Annotated in this window: 15 protein-coding genes; 2 read left to right on the forward strand and 13 right to left on the reverse strand. The window is 58.3% G+C overall.

The genetic code is table 11. The annotated features are described in order from the left end of the window. Nucleotides 1-16: 16 nt before the first annotated feature. Nucleotides 17-2098 carry a carboxy terminal-processing peptidase gene (locus VSQ83_RS07190; protein WP_219261575.1) on the reverse strand — a complete coding sequence of 694 codons (2082 nt, stop codon included), beginning with the start codon at nt 2096-2098 and terminating at the stop codon, nt 17-19. Nucleotides 2099-2237: 139 nt separating this feature from the next. Here VSQ83_RS07190 and VSQ83_RS07195 point away from each other — a divergent pair, with 139 nt between their 5' ends. Beyond that, nucleotides 2238-3200: a zinc-binding dehydrogenase gene (locus VSQ83_RS07195; RefSeq protein ID WP_219261574.1), complete on the forward strand. Its 963-nt coding sequence runs from the start codon at nt 2238-2240 to the stop codon at nt 3198-3200. A 103-nt stretch (nt 3201-3303) separates the two neighbouring features. Here the strand turns inward: VSQ83_RS07195 and VSQ83_RS07200 are convergent, their stop codons facing one another. From VSQ83_RS07200 to VSQ83_RS07225, 6 genes are all read right to left on the reverse strand, one after another. Next, complete coding sequence (locus VSQ83_RS07200) at nt 3304-3957, reverse strand: HAD family hydrolase (protein ID WP_133078120.1); 654 nt, start codon at nt 3955-3957, stop codon at nt 3304-3306. 34 nt (nt 3958-3991) lie between these two features. Further along, on the reverse strand, nt 3992-4981 hold the full coding sequence (locus VSQ83_RS07205) for an ABC transporter ATP-binding protein (protein WP_133078121.1): 990 nt from the start codon (nt 4979-4981) through the stop codon (nt 3992-3994). Next, on the reverse strand, nt 4978-5778 hold the full coding sequence (locus VSQ83_RS07210; RefSeq protein WP_219261573.1) for an ABC transporter permease: 801 nt from the start codon (nt 5776-5778) through the stop codon (nt 4978-4980). The genes VSQ83_RS07205 and VSQ83_RS07210 overlap by 4 nt, the downstream gene beginning before the upstream one ends. After that, nucleotides 5765-6601, reverse strand: coding sequence for an ABC transporter permease (locus VSQ83_RS07215; protein WP_019827637.1), 837 nt, complete (start codon nt 6599-6601; stop codon nt 5765-5767). Before VSQ83_RS07215 ends, VSQ83_RS07210 begins: the two co-directional genes overlap by 14 nt. Continuing rightward, nucleotides 6598-7413 carry an alkaline phosphatase family protein gene (locus VSQ83_RS07220; RefSeq protein ID WP_219261572.1) on the reverse strand — a complete coding sequence of 272 codons (816 nt, stop codon included), beginning with the start codon at nt 7411-7413 and terminating at the stop codon, nt 6598-6600. The genes VSQ83_RS07215 and VSQ83_RS07220 overlap by 4 nt, the downstream gene beginning before the upstream one ends. 136 nt (nt 7414-7549) lie before the next feature. Then, nucleotides 7550-8617, reverse strand: coding sequence for an ABC transporter substrate-binding protein (locus VSQ83_RS07225; protein WP_133078124.1), 1068 nt, complete (start codon nt 8615-8617; stop codon nt 7550-7552). A gap of 346 nt (nt 8618-8963) precedes the next feature. Between VSQ83_RS07225 and VSQ83_RS07230 the strand changes: the two genes are divergently transcribed. Next, on the forward strand, nt 8964-9683 hold the full coding sequence (locus tag VSQ83_RS07230) for a UTRA domain-containing protein (RefSeq protein ID WP_133078125.1): 720 nt from the start codon (nt 8964-8966) through the stop codon (nt 9681-9683). A 48-nt stretch (nt 9684-9731) separates the two neighbouring features. Here the strand turns inward: VSQ83_RS07230 and VSQ83_RS07235 are convergent, their stop codons facing one another. The 6 genes from VSQ83_RS07235 to minD all read right to left on the reverse strand — a co-directional run bounded on the left by VSQ83_RS07235 (nt 9732) and on the right by minD (nt 15607). After that, a complete protein-coding gene (locus VSQ83_RS07235; RefSeq protein ID WP_219261571.1) occupies nt 9732-11891 on the reverse strand; it encodes a mechanosensitive ion channel domain-containing protein in 2160 nt (719 codons plus the stop codon). A gap of 76 nt (nt 11892-11967) precedes the next feature. Beyond that, entirely contained in the window at nt 11968-12150 is a 183-nt protein-coding gene (locus tag VSQ83_RS07240; protein ID WP_133078127.1) for a hypothetical protein, read from the reverse strand. A 195-nt stretch (nt 12151-12345) separates the two neighbouring features. Next, on the reverse strand, nt 12346-13635 hold the full coding sequence (locus VSQ83_RS07245) for a M18 family aminopeptidase (RefSeq protein ID WP_326425882.1): 1290 nt from the start codon (nt 13633-13635) through the stop codon (nt 12346-12348). 175 nt (nt 13636-13810) lie between these two features. Further along, on the reverse strand, nt 13811-14446 hold the full coding sequence (locus VSQ83_RS07250; RefSeq protein WP_016780153.1) for an RluA family pseudouridine synthase: 636 nt from the start codon (nt 14444-14446) through the stop codon (nt 13811-13813). A gap of 90 nt (nt 14447-14536) precedes the next feature. Next, entirely contained in the window at nt 14537-14791 is a 255-nt protein-coding gene (gene minE / locus VSQ83_RS07255) for a cell division topological specificity factor MinE (RefSeq protein ID WP_019828577.1), read from the reverse strand. A gap of 3 nt (nt 14792-14794) precedes the next feature. Next, nucleotides 14795-15607 carry a septum site-determining protein MinD gene (minD, locus tag VSQ83_RS07260; RefSeq protein ID WP_019828576.1) on the reverse strand — a complete coding sequence of 271 codons (813 nt, stop codon included), beginning with the start codon at nt 15605-15607 and terminating at the stop codon, nt 14795-14797. Nucleotides 15608-15650 lie beyond the last annotated feature (43 nt).

Genomic DNA, 15650 nt, shown 5'->3' on the forward strand with positions numbered 1-15650 from the left:
TTTTTTCAGCCTTGATTTACTTCTTTGCCACTTGCGAGCTGAGCTTGAGGTAGTCCAGCAGAATCCGCCCGGTTTCACTCAGGTAGGCGTCATCTTCCGGTTTGGTCTTTTCAGGCTCTACCGGCAACGCATCTTCGTCTTCTTTCTTCATTTCCTTGAGCGGTGCTTCGCCTTTGGCCTGACGGCGAGCGTTCTCCATCACCAATTGCTTGGCATCGATATCGGCGTGCTGTGCACGGCGCTCGGCCTCGTTCAGGCTGACGGTTTTCTCGGCCATCAACTTCTCGGCCAGGGCCAGCTTGTCGCGGATAAAGATGAACTCGGCATCCTTGGTCGCGCGGGCATCATGGTTGGCTTTGAGCCGGTCAATGTAAGGCTTGAACGGATCAGACGCCGGCTTGATGGCAGGGCGGATGGTGTCCCAGGGCATGGCTTCAGGCAGTGCGCTTTCGCCGATTTCCTTGGTGTCGATGATCGACGGGAAGGCAACGTCAGGCAGTACGCCCTGATGCTGGGTGCTCTGACCGGAAACCCGGTAGAACTTGGCCAGAGTCAGTTTCAGCTCGCCGTGGTTCAGTGGCTGGATGGTTTGCACCGTACCTTTGCCGAACGTCTGGCCGCCGATGATCAGCGCGCGATGGTAGTCCTGCATGGCGCCGGCAAAAATCTCCGAGGCCGAAGCCGAGAGGCGGTTGACCAGCAACGCCATCGGGCCTTTGTAGAACGCGCCCGGATTTTCGTCTTCCAGAACGTCCACCTTGCCGTCGGCGTTACGCACCAGAACCGTCGGACCCTTGTCGATAAACAGACTGGTCAGTTCGGTCGCTTCCTGCAACGAGCCGCCACCGTTGTTGCGCAGGTCGATAATCACGCCATCGACTTTTTCTTTCTGCAACTCGGTCAGCAGTTTTTTGACGTCGCGGGTGGTGCTCTTGTAGTTCGGGTCGCCAGCGCGGAACGCTTTGAAATCCAGGTAGAAGGCCGGGATTTCGATGACGCCGAGCTTGTAGTCCTTGCCATCCTGTTTCAGGTTGAGGATCGACTTTTTGGCAGCCTGTTCCTCAAGCTTCACCGCTTCGCGGGTGATGGACACAATCTTGCTGGTCTGGTCGTTCGGCGCGTTGCTGGCCGGAATCACTTCCAGGCGCACCACGGAGCCTTTAGGGCCACGAATCAATTTGACCACTTCGTCCAGACGCCAGCCGATGACGTCGACCATTTCCTTGTCGCCCTGGGCAACACCGATGATCTTGTCAGCCGGTGCGACCTGTTTGGTCTTGTCGGCAGGGCCCGCGGGCACCAGCCGGACAATTTTCACCTGGTCGTTGTCGCTCTGCAACACGGCGCCGATGCCTTCCAGCGACAGGCTCATGTTGATGTCGAAGTTCTCCGCGTTATCTGGCGACAGATAGTTGGTGTGCGGATCGTAAGACATGGCGAAGGTGTTGATGTAGGCCTGGAAGATGTCTTCGCTGCGGGTCTGATCAAGGCGCGACAACTGATTCTTGTAACGCTTGGTCAGCAGCTCCTGAATTTTTGCAGGCTCTTTGCCAGCGATCTTCAAGCGCAGGACTTCGTCCTTGATGCGTTTGCGCCACAGGTCATTGAGTTCGGCTTCGGTCTTGAGCCACGGAGCGTCCTTGCGGTCGATCTGCAAGGTTTCGCGAGCCGTGAAGTCCAGAGAGTCCGGGCCTTTGTTCAGCTCTGCAAGGGCGAAGTCCAGGCGCGATTTGACGCGGTCCAGGTAGCGCTTGTAGATGATGAAGCCGGGATTGAGGTCGCCGCTTTTCAGGAAGTCGTCAAACTGATACTTCCATTTGTCGAACTCGGCAATATCGCTGGCCAGAAAATAGCTTCGAGAAGGGTCAAGCAGCTTCAGGTAGCTGTCATAGATGATCGCGGAGCGCGCGTCATTCAGTGGCGGCTTGCTGTAATGATGGCGCTTGAGCAGCTCAACAACGTTAAGACTGGCAATTACCTCATCACGATCGGGCTGAAGGTTATCCCAACTGTTAGCGGCGAACGAATTGGCCGAAAACGGCAAAACGCCTAGGCCAATGAATAGGGCAAGTGCGGTGCTAGGGAATAAATGCTTCATGCTGATTCGACGCGGGGGCAATTGATAACGCATATTAGGCCGTCTTTGAAGTCGCCGGTTCCATCAAGGACCGGTCGCATAATGCAAAAAGCCCGGCGCAACAGCTCCGGGCTCAGTCCAGACTCACTATGGAGGCACTGTGAAAGCATTGCAAGGCGTTGAAGGTCAAGTGACATGGGTTGAAGAGCCAAGCCCGGCATGTGATGTAGGACAAATTCGAATTCGTGTGGCGGCTGCGGGGCTCAATCGGGCCGATCTGTTGCAGAGCGCCGGGTTGTATCCGCCGCCGCCGGGCGCCAGTCAGGTGTTGGGCCTGGAGTGCTCCGGAGTGGTCACTGAAGTGGGGCCGGGTTCGTCCTGGCAGGTGGGCGACCGGGTTTGCGCGCTGCTGGCGGGCGGCGGCATGGCGCAAGAGGTGGTGGTCGATGCCCGTCACGCCCTGCCAGTGCCTGAAGGTCTGTCGCTGATCGAAGCGGCAGCCTTGCCTGAGGTGTACAGCACTGCGTGGCTGAACCTGTTCCAGCTGGCCGCTTTGCAGCCAGGTGAAAAAGTGCTGCTGCATGCCGGCGCAAGCGGTGTTGGTTCAGCGGCCATTCAGCTGTGCAAGGCCTTCGGCAGCCCGTGCTGGGTCACTGTGGGTTCGGCTGATCGTCTGTCTTACTGTCAGGCGTTGGGTGCACAGGGCGGTGTGGTGCGTACCGAGGGGCTGGACAGCCTCAAGGCCATGGGGCCTTTCGATGTGGTACTGGACCCGGTGGGCGCCAATTACGCCGAGTCCAACCTCAAGTTGCTGGCGCTGGACGGGCGTTGGGTGTTGATCGGCTTGATGGGCGGTCGCAAGGCCGAACTGGATCTGGCACTGGTACTGGGCAAGCGTATCCAGCTGCTGGGTTCGACTCTGCGTAGCCGCAGCGATCAATTCAAGGCTGACCTGCTCAGTGATCTGGGGCAGCAGGTATGGCCATTGTTCACTGAAGGTCGCTTGAGCCCGCAACTGGCCAAAACCTTTCCGATTGAAGAGGCTCAGGCGGCATTTGCCGAACTGGCAAGCAATCAGGTGTCGGGCAAGCTGGTGCTGGTGATAGACAGCAGCCTGAGCTGATCCTGGTGGGAGCGGGCTTGCTCGCGATGGTATCGACCCGGCGTGCCTGACAAGGCGCGGCGTCTGTATCGCGAGCAAGCCCGCTCCCACAGGTATTGAGGTGTCACTTCCAGTGATGGATCGGCCACCCGGCTTTTTCTGCCTGTTCACGCAATACCGGATCAGGATTCACCACGTGCGGGTGATCAACCTTGAGCAGCAGCGGCAAGTCATTGCGTGAGTCGGAGTAAAAGCTCGCGCCCTCAAGGTTTTCTTCCTGCTCATCCAGCCATTCCAGCAGGCGCGTGATCTTGCCTTCGCGGTACGTCAAGGTTCCCACGGTGTTGCCGGTGTAAAAGCCGTGTGCAACTTCCAGCTCGATCCCCAGCACTTCATCGATCCCCAGTCGCTCTGCAATCGGCTTTACCAGATGGGTGCCCGAGGCCGAAATCACCAGGATCCGGTCCCCTGCCTTGCGATGGGCCGCAATGGTTCTTGTGGCGTCGCTGAAGATGATCGGTTCGATGAAGTCTTCAACCCACGGCCCGACCAAGTGTTCAACCTCTTCGGGGGTGCGGCCTATCAACGGTTCCAGGCTGAAGGCCATGAACTCTTCCATGGCCAGCTTGCCTTGGCTGTAGGCGTCCATCAGCTCGTTGTTGCGCTGCATGAACGACGCGGGATCAACCCAGCCCAGGCGGCCCATCTGCTCGCTCCACAGGGTGGCGCAGTCGCCATGAATCAGGGTTTCGTCCAGGTCAAAAATTGCCAAAGCCATCAGCGCAACTCGCTCTTCAGTGAATTCAAGAACATCAGGCTACCTCACAAAGGGTGCTTGAATCGATGGACAGCGCCACACGCTGACCATCCGGATACAGATCACCGGGTGCCCGGTTGAGTACATCGACGATCAGTTGCACACCACGTGCCTCTACCCGGTAGCGGATGACGTTGCCCAGCAGGCTGTGGTTGAGGATCACCCCGTCGAGTTCGCCCTGCAGGCTCAGACCCACGGTTTCAGGGCGTATGGCGATGCGGCTGTTGATCGGGCGTTGCAGCAGGCGGCTGGCAGTTTCGGGGTCCAGCAGGTTGTAGTTGCCGATAAACCCGGCGGCGAATGCATCCACTGGCGCGGCATAGAGGGTTTGGGCATTGCCGCTTTGAACGATGTGGCCCTTGTTCATCAGGAATATCCGGTCGCTCATGACCAGTGCTTCTTCCTGGTCGTGGGTGACGAAAATCGTGGTCAGGCCCAGCTCGCGCTGAATAGTGCGGATTTGCTCGCGCAAGTGCTTGCGAATTCGCGCATCCAGCGCCGACAGCGGCTCATCCAGCAGCAACAGGCGCGGACGCGTGACCAGCGAGCGCGCCAGGGCCACGCGCTGGCATTGACCACCCGACAGCTGATGCGGGTAGCGCTTGGCAAAATCATTCAGTTCCACCAGTTGCAATGCTTCGGCCACGCGCTTGTTGCTGTCATCAGTGCTGACCTTCTGCATGCGCAGGCCGAACGCGACGTTTTGCTCGACGGTCATGTTGGGGAACAGCGCATAGCTTTGAAACACCATGCCGATGCCACGCTTTTGCGGGCTCAGCGGCACGATGTCCTGGCCATCGAGCAGGATTTTGCCACCGTCCACGGGCGTTAATCCCGCGATACAGCGCAGCAGCGTGGACTTGCCGCAACCGGATGGCCCCAGCAGGGTCACGAACTCGCCCTTGGCGATGCTGCAGTTGATATCGCTGAAAATCGCCGTGCCGGAATAGGATTTTTGCAGGTGTTCGACGCTGACGAAGCTCATTGGCTTTTGTCCTTGTTCAGGAAGGTGGCAACCCAGGTCAGCACCAATACAAAGAGGAAATAGGAGATCACCAGGGCGCTGGTGAAGTGGCCACTGCTGTTACGCATGTTGTTCAAGAACACCTGCAAGGTTTCGTAGCGGGTGCCCACCAGAATATTGGCGAACACAAACTCGCCAAACAGGAACGAGAACGACAGCAGCAGGGCAACCATCAAGCCTTTGCGCAAATTGGGCAGCACCACCAAAAACGCCGCCTGCCAGGTGCTGGCACCCAGCAGTTGGGCTGCGTCCATCAGGTCGCGCAGATTGATTGCCTGCAGGTTGTTGGTGATCGCCCGGTACATAAAGGGCAGCGCCACGGTGAAATAGCAGCCGATCAGAATCCAGGGGGTGCCGACCATTTGCAGCGGGCCTGAACCGTAGAGCTGCAACAGGCCCACCGATGACACCACTGGCGGTACGGCGAAAGGCAGCAGGATCAGGATGTTCATCAGCGCATCGAGCCTGGGGAAGTGGTAGTGCACCACAAACAGCAGCGGCAGGATCAGAACGACGGACAGCACCAGCGCAGCAACGCACACCAGCAGCGACTGGCCGAAGGCCTTCAGGAAGCGCGGGTCGCTCCAGAGCTGGTCATACCACTTGAAGGTAAAACCGCTGGGCATGATGGTCGCTGACCAACTGCTGGAAATGGAATAAATCAGTGTGCCCAGCAGCGGCAGCAACAAGATCAGAAACAGCAGCCAGACCACGCTGCGGTGGTAAATGCCGGGGGAACCCGATTCAGCGCGCGACATGGTAGCTCCTCTTTAACAGCCACTGATGCACCAGGGTCACCAGGGTCATCAAACCCACCAGAATCACCGCCAGGGCGCTGGCCATGTTCGGGTCCAGGCTGATATCCCCCGAGACCATTGCAGCAATACGGATCGGCAGTACGTTGAAGTTGCCCGTGGTCAATGCATACACCGTGGCGTAGGCGCCCAGTGCGTTGGCCAGCAGGATCACGAAAGTGCCGAGCAATGCCGGGGTGAGGACGGGCAGGCCGATATGGCGCCAGAACTGCCAACTGCTGGCCCCCAGCAAGGACGCCGACTCGCGCCAGTCTTCGCGTACGGCATCAAAGGCGGGGTAAAGCAGCAGTACGCCGAGGGGAATCTGGAAGTAGGTGTACAGGATGATCAGGCCGGTCTTGGAGTAAAGGTTGAAATCCTCAATGATCCCGGCCTGTTTGAGCATGATCGTAATGCTGCCGTTAAACCCCAGCAGAATGATGAAGGCGAAGGCCAGCGGAACCCCGGAGAAGTTGCTGGTCATGTTGGCGAACGCGTTGACGAAATTGCGCAGCCGCGAATCCACCTTGCGCAAGGAGTAACTGCCCAGTATGGCGATCACAATGCCGAACAGACTGGACCAGAAACTGATCTCCAGGCTGTGCTGGATGGCTTGCAAGTAGAATTTCGAGTTGAAGATCTTGATGAAGTTGGCCATGCCCCAGCCGCTTTCTTCAGATTGCACGCTGTGGATCAGCACCCACACCAGCGGGGCAATTTGAAACACGATAAAAAAAACGGCGAAGGGCACCAGGCACAGCAACGCAAGCCATTTGCCACGGCTCATGGCGCTGGCCTCAGCAGGTCGCGACACAACGGTTTGTCATGGGTCACACCCAGCAATTCGCAGATCGTGCCGCACAACTCGGTTTGTTTGGGGGTGACATCCGGGTTGAGGCTGAACGCATCGCCCAGTACAAACAGGGGGACCTCACGCTCTTCGGGCAGCAAACCGTTGTGTGAGCGGTCGTTGTTCATGCCGTGATCGGCCGTCACCAACACCTGATAACCGGCCTGCAGCCAGCCTTGCAGGTAGTCGGCCAGAATGATGTCGGCCGAGCGTGCACTGTTGCGGTATTGCGGGGTATCGAGGCCGTGCTTGTGCCCGGCATCATCAATGTTCATGGGATGAACCAGTAAGAAATTCGGTGTGTGCGCTAGACGCAGGCTTTCGGCGTCGGCGAACAAATGGGAGTCGGGGTAGTGATCGCTCCAGTAGAAGTGCCCGTGCTGAATCGGCAAATCGGCGGCAACGGTATGGCGGTCCCGGACCATCACAAATGGCGAGCGGTTATACAGTTCGCTGACCCAGTGATAAGCCGCGGCGGCCGTGCTCAGGCCACCGTCGCGAGCGTAATGGAACACGCTGCGCTGGTTGGACAGGCGCGACACATGGTTGTGTACGATGCCGCTTTCAATCGGCGGTACGCCGGTGAGGATGCACTCGTAAAGAGGGCGTGACAGCGCGGGCAATTCGCAAGTGAGCTTGTAGAGTGCAGCACGACCCGCCCCGACGTAGGCTTGCAGATGGCCCATCGCCTGGCGGGCTACCTCGTAATTCAAGCCATCGAGGACTACCAGGATAACGTTGTGTTTCATGTCCGGCGACTCCGCAAACAGAAGTAGCATGCCAACTGCGTAGTCGCTGCCGAGGTACGAAGGCTGCGAGCCTTTCGCAATCAAAGGCTCGCAGCCTGCGTTCCTTGGCAGCGACCACAGGTCTTGGTTCAGCGGGTTACTGCATATTGATGATGACTTCTTCCTGCCACAGTTGCGGCAGGGCCTTGGAGGTTTTTTCCCAGGCGTCAGCGTCCTTGATCGGGGTCACGTTTTTGTACTGATCGTTGGAGAGCAGCTTGGCTTGAACGTCATCAGGCAGCTTCAAGTGCTCGGCACGAATCGGCCGTGCATTGCCCCGCGCCAGGTTGGTTTGCCCGGCATCGCTGAAGATGAATTCGCGAGTCAGCTTGGCCGCGTTCGGGTGCTTGGCGTATTTGTTGATGATGGTGGTGTAGCCCGAGATCACCGAACCGTCCGATGGAATCAGCACCACGTAGTCATCCGGGTTGACCATTTTGGCTTTGTAGCTCAGGCCGTTGAAATCCCAGACCACGCCCACTTCCACTTCACCTTTTTCCATGGTGGCGATGGTCGGGTTGGCCAATGACAAGCGGCCTTGCTTGGCGATGTCGGCAAACATCAGCAGGGCAGGCTGGATGTTCTTTTCACTGCCGCCATTGGCCAGTGCAGCAGCCAGTACGCCGTTGGTGGCTTGCGCTGCGGTGCTGACGTCACCGATGGAAACCTTGTATTTGCCGGATTTCAGGTCAGCCCACTTGGTTGGAACTTCAGAGCCGTGCAGCAGCTTTTTGTTGACGATAAACGCAATGGTGCCGGTGTAGGCCAGCGCCCAGTTACCGTCTTTGTCCTTGGCCCAGTCCGGGATCTGGTCCCATGTGGTCGGCTTGTACGGCTGGGTCACGCCCTTGGCCACCGCAATCGGGCCGAAGGCCGCGCCTACGTCACCGATGTCGGCACTGGCGTTGTCTTTTTCAGCGGCGAACTTGGCCACTTCCTGGGCCGAACTCATGTCGGTATCGATGTGCTTGAGGCCATAGAGCTTGTTCAGATCTGACCACGTGCCTTTCCAGTTGGCCCAGTCATCGGGCATGCCGACGCTGTTGACCGTTCCCTCTGCCTTTGCTGCGGCTTCCAGGGCTTTTAAATCCACATCGGCGGCCATGGCCGATGTGCACAGGGCGATGCTTGAACCTAACAGTGATGCCAGGAAAAACCGTTTCATCCGAAGCTCCTTGGGCGTTTTCAACGCTGGGTTTTATTGCTCTTTTGCGGTGGGTTGGTCTAGGTCAGCAATACCTGAGCCAATTTAAGCCCGGCAGATGACACTTTAATGTCGGCACTGGTTGTGCAGGGGATGTTGCAGGTCCGTGTGAGTGTTTCGAGTAAGCGTAGACCATCGCGCAGGGCTTGATTGGCAAGGCCTGTGGCATTTTCTGATGGGCCTTGTCGCAGGCGCTGTCATGCAACAGTCATGTGCTCTGACTAGGCTTCGACTATCAAGGTTTGGTGATTTTTCAGGCCGTGCCTGCCCACATTTGGTGCTGGACTAGTCCAGTCAGGTAACGTTAATGCGAGAAGGTGTACCTAAAGCGGTGACCGCGATCAGTCGCACGCTCCAAGAGCAAATTGAGCACGGCCTGTTGGCGTGCGGCAGTCAGTTGCCGGCCGAACGCAAACTCAGCGAGTTGTTTGCCACTACTCGGGTTACGGTGCGCGAGGCGTTGCTTCAGCTCGAAGCCCAGGGGATGGTCTATCGGGAGGAGCGTCGCGGCTGGTTTATTTCGCCGCCGCGCCTGGCCTATAACTTGATGCAGCGCAGCCACTTCCACGCAATGGTCACGGCCCAGGGGCGCGTGGCGTCCACTGAAGTGATTTCGGCGCGCCTGCTACCGGCCACGGCGGCAGTGTGCGACCGCTTGCAGTTGCCGGCCCTGTCCAGTGTGATCCAGATCTGCCGCGGCCGGCGCATTGACGGGAGGCTGGTGCTGTACGTCGAGCACTATTTGAACCCTCAGTATTTCCCTCGAATTCTTGAACTTGATCTCACCGGGTCGATCACCGAGCTGTATGCCCGGCATTACGACTTGCATTACGGTCGGGTGCGTTTCGAAATCGTACCCACATCATTGCCGATGCAAGCGGCAGCCACGCTCAAGGTTTCAACCGGCAGCCCGGGCTTGCAGATTGCGCGGGTCAATTATGACCAGCACGAACGGCTGATCGACTGTGACCTGGAATATTGGCGACATGATGCGATTCATGTCGGGGTGGATGTGCAGGAGCGTTGAATTTTCTCTGGTTTCTGGAGGCAACTCACTTTGTGGGAGCATCCAGGATCAATCCTTCTGCAACATTCCGCTGCCTGCGGTCACGACTTGTACGCTCAGGCGCGGGGTCGCCAGGTCAAGTCCGGCTTCATCCAGATGCCGCTTGAGGGACAGGTTGAACGCCCGCGACACTTCCCATTGCTTGATAGGCGCGGTCTTGAAACGGGCGCGCAGGATGGCGCTGCCCGACTCAAAGCTTTCGACCCCCTGGATCTCCAGCGGTGACCAGATATTGCGTCGCTGCAGTGGGTCGTTCCGCATTTTTTGCCCGACTTCACGCATCAGTTTGATCGCATCGTCGATGTCCATGTTATAGGGGATCGCAACCCGGAAGATGGCGTAACCGAATTCCCGGGAGTAGTTCTTGATGCTTTTGATTTCGCTGAACGGGATGGTATGCACGATGCCGTCGATATCCCGCAGGCGCACCGTACGAATCGTCAGCCCTTCAACCGTGCCCAGGTGCCCGCCGACATCGACGTAGTCGTCGATGGCCAGGGAGTCTTCAATGATGATGAACAGGCCGGTGATCAGGTCGGCAACCAGTGATTGCGCACCAAAGCCGATGGCCAGACCGATCACACCGGCACCCGCCAGCAGCGGGGTGACGTTCATGCCCATGTTGGCCAGGGCCACGATCAGCGCGATGATGAAAATCGCCACAAACAACACGTTGCGAATCAACGGCATCATGGTTTGGGCGCGGGCATTGGCCAGGCCTTTGCGCGAGCGGGTCAGTGCGTGGTGCACGGCGGTGTCGGAAAGAATCCAGATCAGCCAGGCAAACAGCAGCGTGCCGCCGAGGCTGAACAGTTTGACGCTGATCTCATGACCTTCGCCTTCGGTGAAGCTGATCAGTGACATGCCCCACACCCGCAGCCCCAGCTCAATGAATACCAGCCACACGATCAGATGCGCCAGGGTGTAGAGAAAGCTTTTCAAGCGCTCGGAATACAGCGCATGACGTTTGTGTCCGCGTTGCGGTCTTTGGGAATGACGTCGTACCAGCCCGTTGATCACCATGCACAGCACCACCAGCACGGTGCAAATCAGTGACTGGCGCAGCGCGGTGCTGGTATCGCCTGCCGAGACAAACGTCGCGACCAGAGAAATACCCACCAGAATCAGGGCCGGTATGAACCAGTAGGTCCCAAGGATATCGATGCTGTCGCTCAAGGCCCGTCGGGTCAGGCGACGCGACAATGGCTGGTTGCGAATCAGGTGGGCAATGGGGCGACGGAACCGGATGATAAACAGCCCGGTGGACAGGGCGGCCATTACATTGGCAAAGGTAGCGGCCGTATGGGCCAGATGCACACCCAGGGTGGCAACCAGTCGCGGGTCACTGAGTGCTTCGCCAAAGGCTGCAAAGCTGCCGATCCACCACAGGGGGCGAAACGCCTGATGCCGCAAAATATGCAGGGCACGATGGCGGTGGGGGCCATCGAGCAGTGAGAACAGGATGACGCAAATGGCCGAGAAGCAAGTGCCGATAACCAGTGCGTAAGCCAGCACCATCGCCAGGTCTTTGCCCAGCGACGAGGGCAGGGCGTAACTCATGTACACCGTGATCACCAGCGCCACCATCCACGGCCCCAGTTTGCGCAGGGCAAAGCGCAGCATGTCCACGGCCTTGGGGTGTTGCGGCAGTTCTTCGCTCAGTCCAAAGCGCACCCGGACACGGTGGCTGACCCAAATCAGCAGTGCCGCCGACAAACTCCAGATCATGATGATTAATGCAAAGCCAAAGATGATCGGCAGCCATTCGCTGGCGGGCAGCATCAGTGCCGACAGCTCTTCGTTGGCTTGGGAGATTTCCTTGGTCCAGCGAGAGGTCGGGCTGTCAGCGCCGGAGAACTGTTTTTCGAGGTCTGCCAGGGTGCTGCCGATCAGTCCCAGAACACCGATCTCGGCTTCAGGCTGGGCTTTTTTGGTGGCATCGCGCAGTTTTTTCAGATCGGCCAGCAGCTTGCTGCGCTGCTGATCGCTTTCGAGGTTTTTGATGACCTCGTCCAACGATTGGCCCAGCGGCTCGGCGGGTTGTGCCTGGGTTTTATCCGAACTGCCGAGCATGCCCGGCAAGCCAACGGCCTGTGCGCACGTCATGGGCAACAGCGTCAGCAGGCAAACCAGCAGGACATGGGGCAAGGCAAAAAGACGGAGAAACACTGGGCGATCAACCTCGAAGGGTGCGAATTGGCCGAGTGTACGCTAGGGCCCGTTCAATGGGCGAATGACACCACGTCTATTCGTTCAGCTTGGCGAGGATCTTGAAAACGATGGTGCCAAAAATCAGCAGCATGCCGCACCAGATCATCAGCACGCCGACGCCGCTACTGCGTTCGCGAAAGTTGAAGCCAATGGTGAGCAGCAGCATGCCGCAAACAATGGGAATCATCATGGAGTGGAACGCAGACGTCTCGAACATGGTTATGGACCTTTGGAAAGCAATGTTCCCAGTCTAGGTCGGTTTACGCAGATGTGTGGTGATGTGTATCAAAAATGAATCAGCCATTAACTACAGGTGATGATCGACTGTAGGAGCAGGCTTGCTCGTGATGCAGATACCGCAGTTTTAAGGATAAACCGCGTTGCTGTCATCGCGAGCATGCCCCCTGCTTTGTTACGGCAACTGGTTGCTGGCGTAAAACGCGCTGAGCACTTTGACCAGATGCGCGAGGTCATGGCTGCCGGCCAGTTCGCGGATCGAGTGCATGGCGAATGTCGGCAGACCGATATCCACGGTACGTACACCCAGATGGCTGGCGGTGATCGGGCCAATGGTTGAGCCGCAGCCCATGTCGCTGCGCACTACAAAGCTTTGCACCGGGACTTCTACGGCCATGCACAAGTGGCGGAAGAACCCGGCCGTTTCGCTGTTGGTGGCGTAACGTTGATTGCTGTTGACCTTGATCACCGGCCCGGCATTGAGCTTGGGGCCGTGGTTGGCGTCGTGCTTGTCGGCGTAGTTGGGATGAACACCGTGGGCGTTGTCTGCCGATACCAACAGCGATTTCTGGATCGTACGTACGTACTCGTCGCCTTCAGGCAGTACGCGTTGCAGGATCTGCTCCAGCATCGGGCCATCGGCGCCGCAGGCTGAACAGGAGCCGACTTCTTCGTGGTCGTTGGCCACTAACAGGCAGGTTTCTTCGGTCTCGGTGGTGAGCAGGGCTTGCAGGCCGGCGTAGCACGACAGCAGGTTGTCCAGGCGAGCGCCGGCGATGAAGTCACCGTTAAGGCCAATGACCGCAGCACTTTGGGTGTCGTAGAAACTCAGCTCGTAATCGAGCACCACGTCGGCATTGAGGCCGTGCTCGCGGGCCAGTTGGTCGGCCAGCAGGGCACGGAAATCCACGCGCTCGTCGCCTGCTACCTGGGCCAGAATCGGCGGCAGCTCGGTTTGCGGGTTGATCGCCCAGCCTTCGTTGGCGGTGCGATTGAGGTGGATCGCCAGATTGGGAATGGTCGCAATCGGTGCCTTGAAATCGATCAGCTGGCTTTCGACCTGGCCGTCGCGGCGGAAGGTCACGCGTCCGGCCAGAGACAAGTCGCGGTCAAACCATGGCGCGAGCAGGGCACCGCCGTAGACTTCTACGCCCAGTTGCCAAAAGCCCTGGCGTTGCAGTTCAGGCTGTGGCTTGACGCGCAGGCACGGGCTGTCTGTGTGAGCGCCGACCATGCGGATACCGCCCTGGAGCGGCGAGTGACGACCCAGCTTGAACGCAACGATCGACGAGTCATTACGGGTGACGTAATAACGACCGTTGGCTTCGGTGAACCATGTTTCGCGTTCATCGAGGCGCTGGTAACCGGCAGCCTCCAGGCGCTGAACAAGACTGGCAGTGGCATGAAAGGGGGTAGGGGAGGCCTTCAGAAAGTCGATCAGGCCTTGGTTCAACTCTTCGCGCATAAGTTACTCCAGACAGCAAGGCCGCGAGTTTAGCGCATTGATCGCAAGATTTGATCCCAATCGAACATCATTCACGTAGTCGCTGCCGAGGAACGAAGGCTGCGAGCTCTGGATGGTTAAAAGCTCGCAGCCATCGTTCCTCGGCAGCGACTACGTCAGGTGGTCATGCCTGCAGTCAAAACGGTGCCGGGCACTCAAAGCGCAGGCGTTCGCCGGTTTGCGGGTGAGTAAAACTCAGCATGCTCGCGTGCAGGCACAAGCGAGGCCATGCGGCCAAGGCTTGCGGATGGGCATACAGGCCATCGCCCAGCAACGGGTGGCCGATAGACAGCATATGGACGCGCAACTGGTGCGACCGGCCGGTAATCGGCGTCAGTTCTACGCGGCAGTAATCGCCGCAACGCTCCAGCACTTTCCAGAAGGTCAGCGCGTTTTTGCCAAACTCGTGGTCGACCACGTGCCGGGGCTTGGTCGGCGGGTCGTAACGCAGGGGCAAGTCGATGCTGCCACTGTCGAGCTCGGGTTGACCCCAGGCCAGCGCGGTATAGGCCTTTTCGGTTTCACGGTCGTGAAATTGACGGGACAGTTCGCGGTGAGTGTCAGCATCACGGGCCAGCAGAATGATCCCGGAGGTTTCCCAGTCCAGACGGTGGACGATGCGCGCTTCGGGGTAGCCGTTTTCTTGCAGGCGGGTGATGAGGCAGTCCTTGTTGTCATCGGCCCGGCCGGGCACCGACAGCAACAGGGTGGGTTTGTTGACCACCAGGACGCCAGCGTCCTCGTGGATGATGTGAATATTGGACAACGGCATTAAAACAGCCTCTTAACAAACACCAACGGCGACGAGGGAACCTTCCCGGCAGGGAAGGCGCCCAAGTCGCCGCGGTGTCAGCCGGATCGATTAACGATCAGGCAGTGTGATGTTGAGTTCCAGAATCGAGCAGCTACCCTCGTTCTCCAGGGCGATCTGTACTTGATCATCCCCGATGTTGACGTATTTGCGGATCACCTCGACCAGCTCTTTTTGCAGGGCTGGCAGGTAGTCCGGGGTGCTGCGTTGGCCACGCTCGTGCGCCACGATGATCTGTAGACGCTCTTTCGCGACCGACGCGGTGGATGGCGTTTTGCGGGTACGAAAGAAGTCAAAAATGTTCATTGTCTAGTTGCCTCCAAACAGGCGCTCGAAGAATCCCTTCTTCTGTACATCCAGGAATCGGTGCTCCACGGTTTTGCCCAGCAGGCGATCAACCGCATCGCTGTAGGCCTGACCGGCGTCGCTCTGATCATCAAGGATCACGGGTACGCCCTGGTTGGATGCCTTCAATACCGCCTGGGATTCAGGAATCACGCCCAGCAGGGCAACGGCCAGAATTTCCTTGACGTCTTCAACGCCGAGCATTTCGCCCTTGGAAACACGATCCGGGTTGTAGCGGGTCAGAAGCAGGTGTTCCTTGATAGGGTCCTGGTTCAGTTCGGCGCGGCGCGATTTGCTGGCCAGCAGGCCCAGCATGCGGTCGGAGTCACGTACCGAGGACACTTCCGGGTTGGTCACTACAATCGCTTCATCAGCGAAGTACATGGCCAGGTGAGCACCGGTTTCGATGCCAGCCGGTGAATCGCAGACTACGTATTCGAAGGTTTCCTTAAGTTCCATCAGAACTTTTTCGACGCCTTCCTTGGTCAGCGCATCCTTGTCACGGGTCTGGCTGGCGGCCAGCACGTAGAGATTTTCCAGGCGCTTGTCTTTGATCAGTGCCTGCTGCAGGTTGGCTTCGCCGTTAACCACGTTGACGAAGTCATACACCACGCGGCGCTCGCAACCCATGATCAGGTCGAGGTTACGCAAGCCAACGTCGAAGTCGACGATCACTGTTTTGTGGCCGCGCAGAGCGAGGCCGGTACCGATAGCGGCGCTGGTGGTGGTCTTACCCACACCACCCTTGCCGGATGTAACCACTAGAATCTTGGCCAAGGTGTTTCACCCCTAAGGAAAAAGGACTTTTTAGCCCCTGAAT

Origin of the sequence: Pseudomonas sp. DSV-1, from assembly GCF_035830915.1 — a bacterium.
GTDB lineage: Bacteria > Pseudomonadota > Gammaproteobacteria > Pseudomonadales > Pseudomonadaceae > Aquipseudomonas.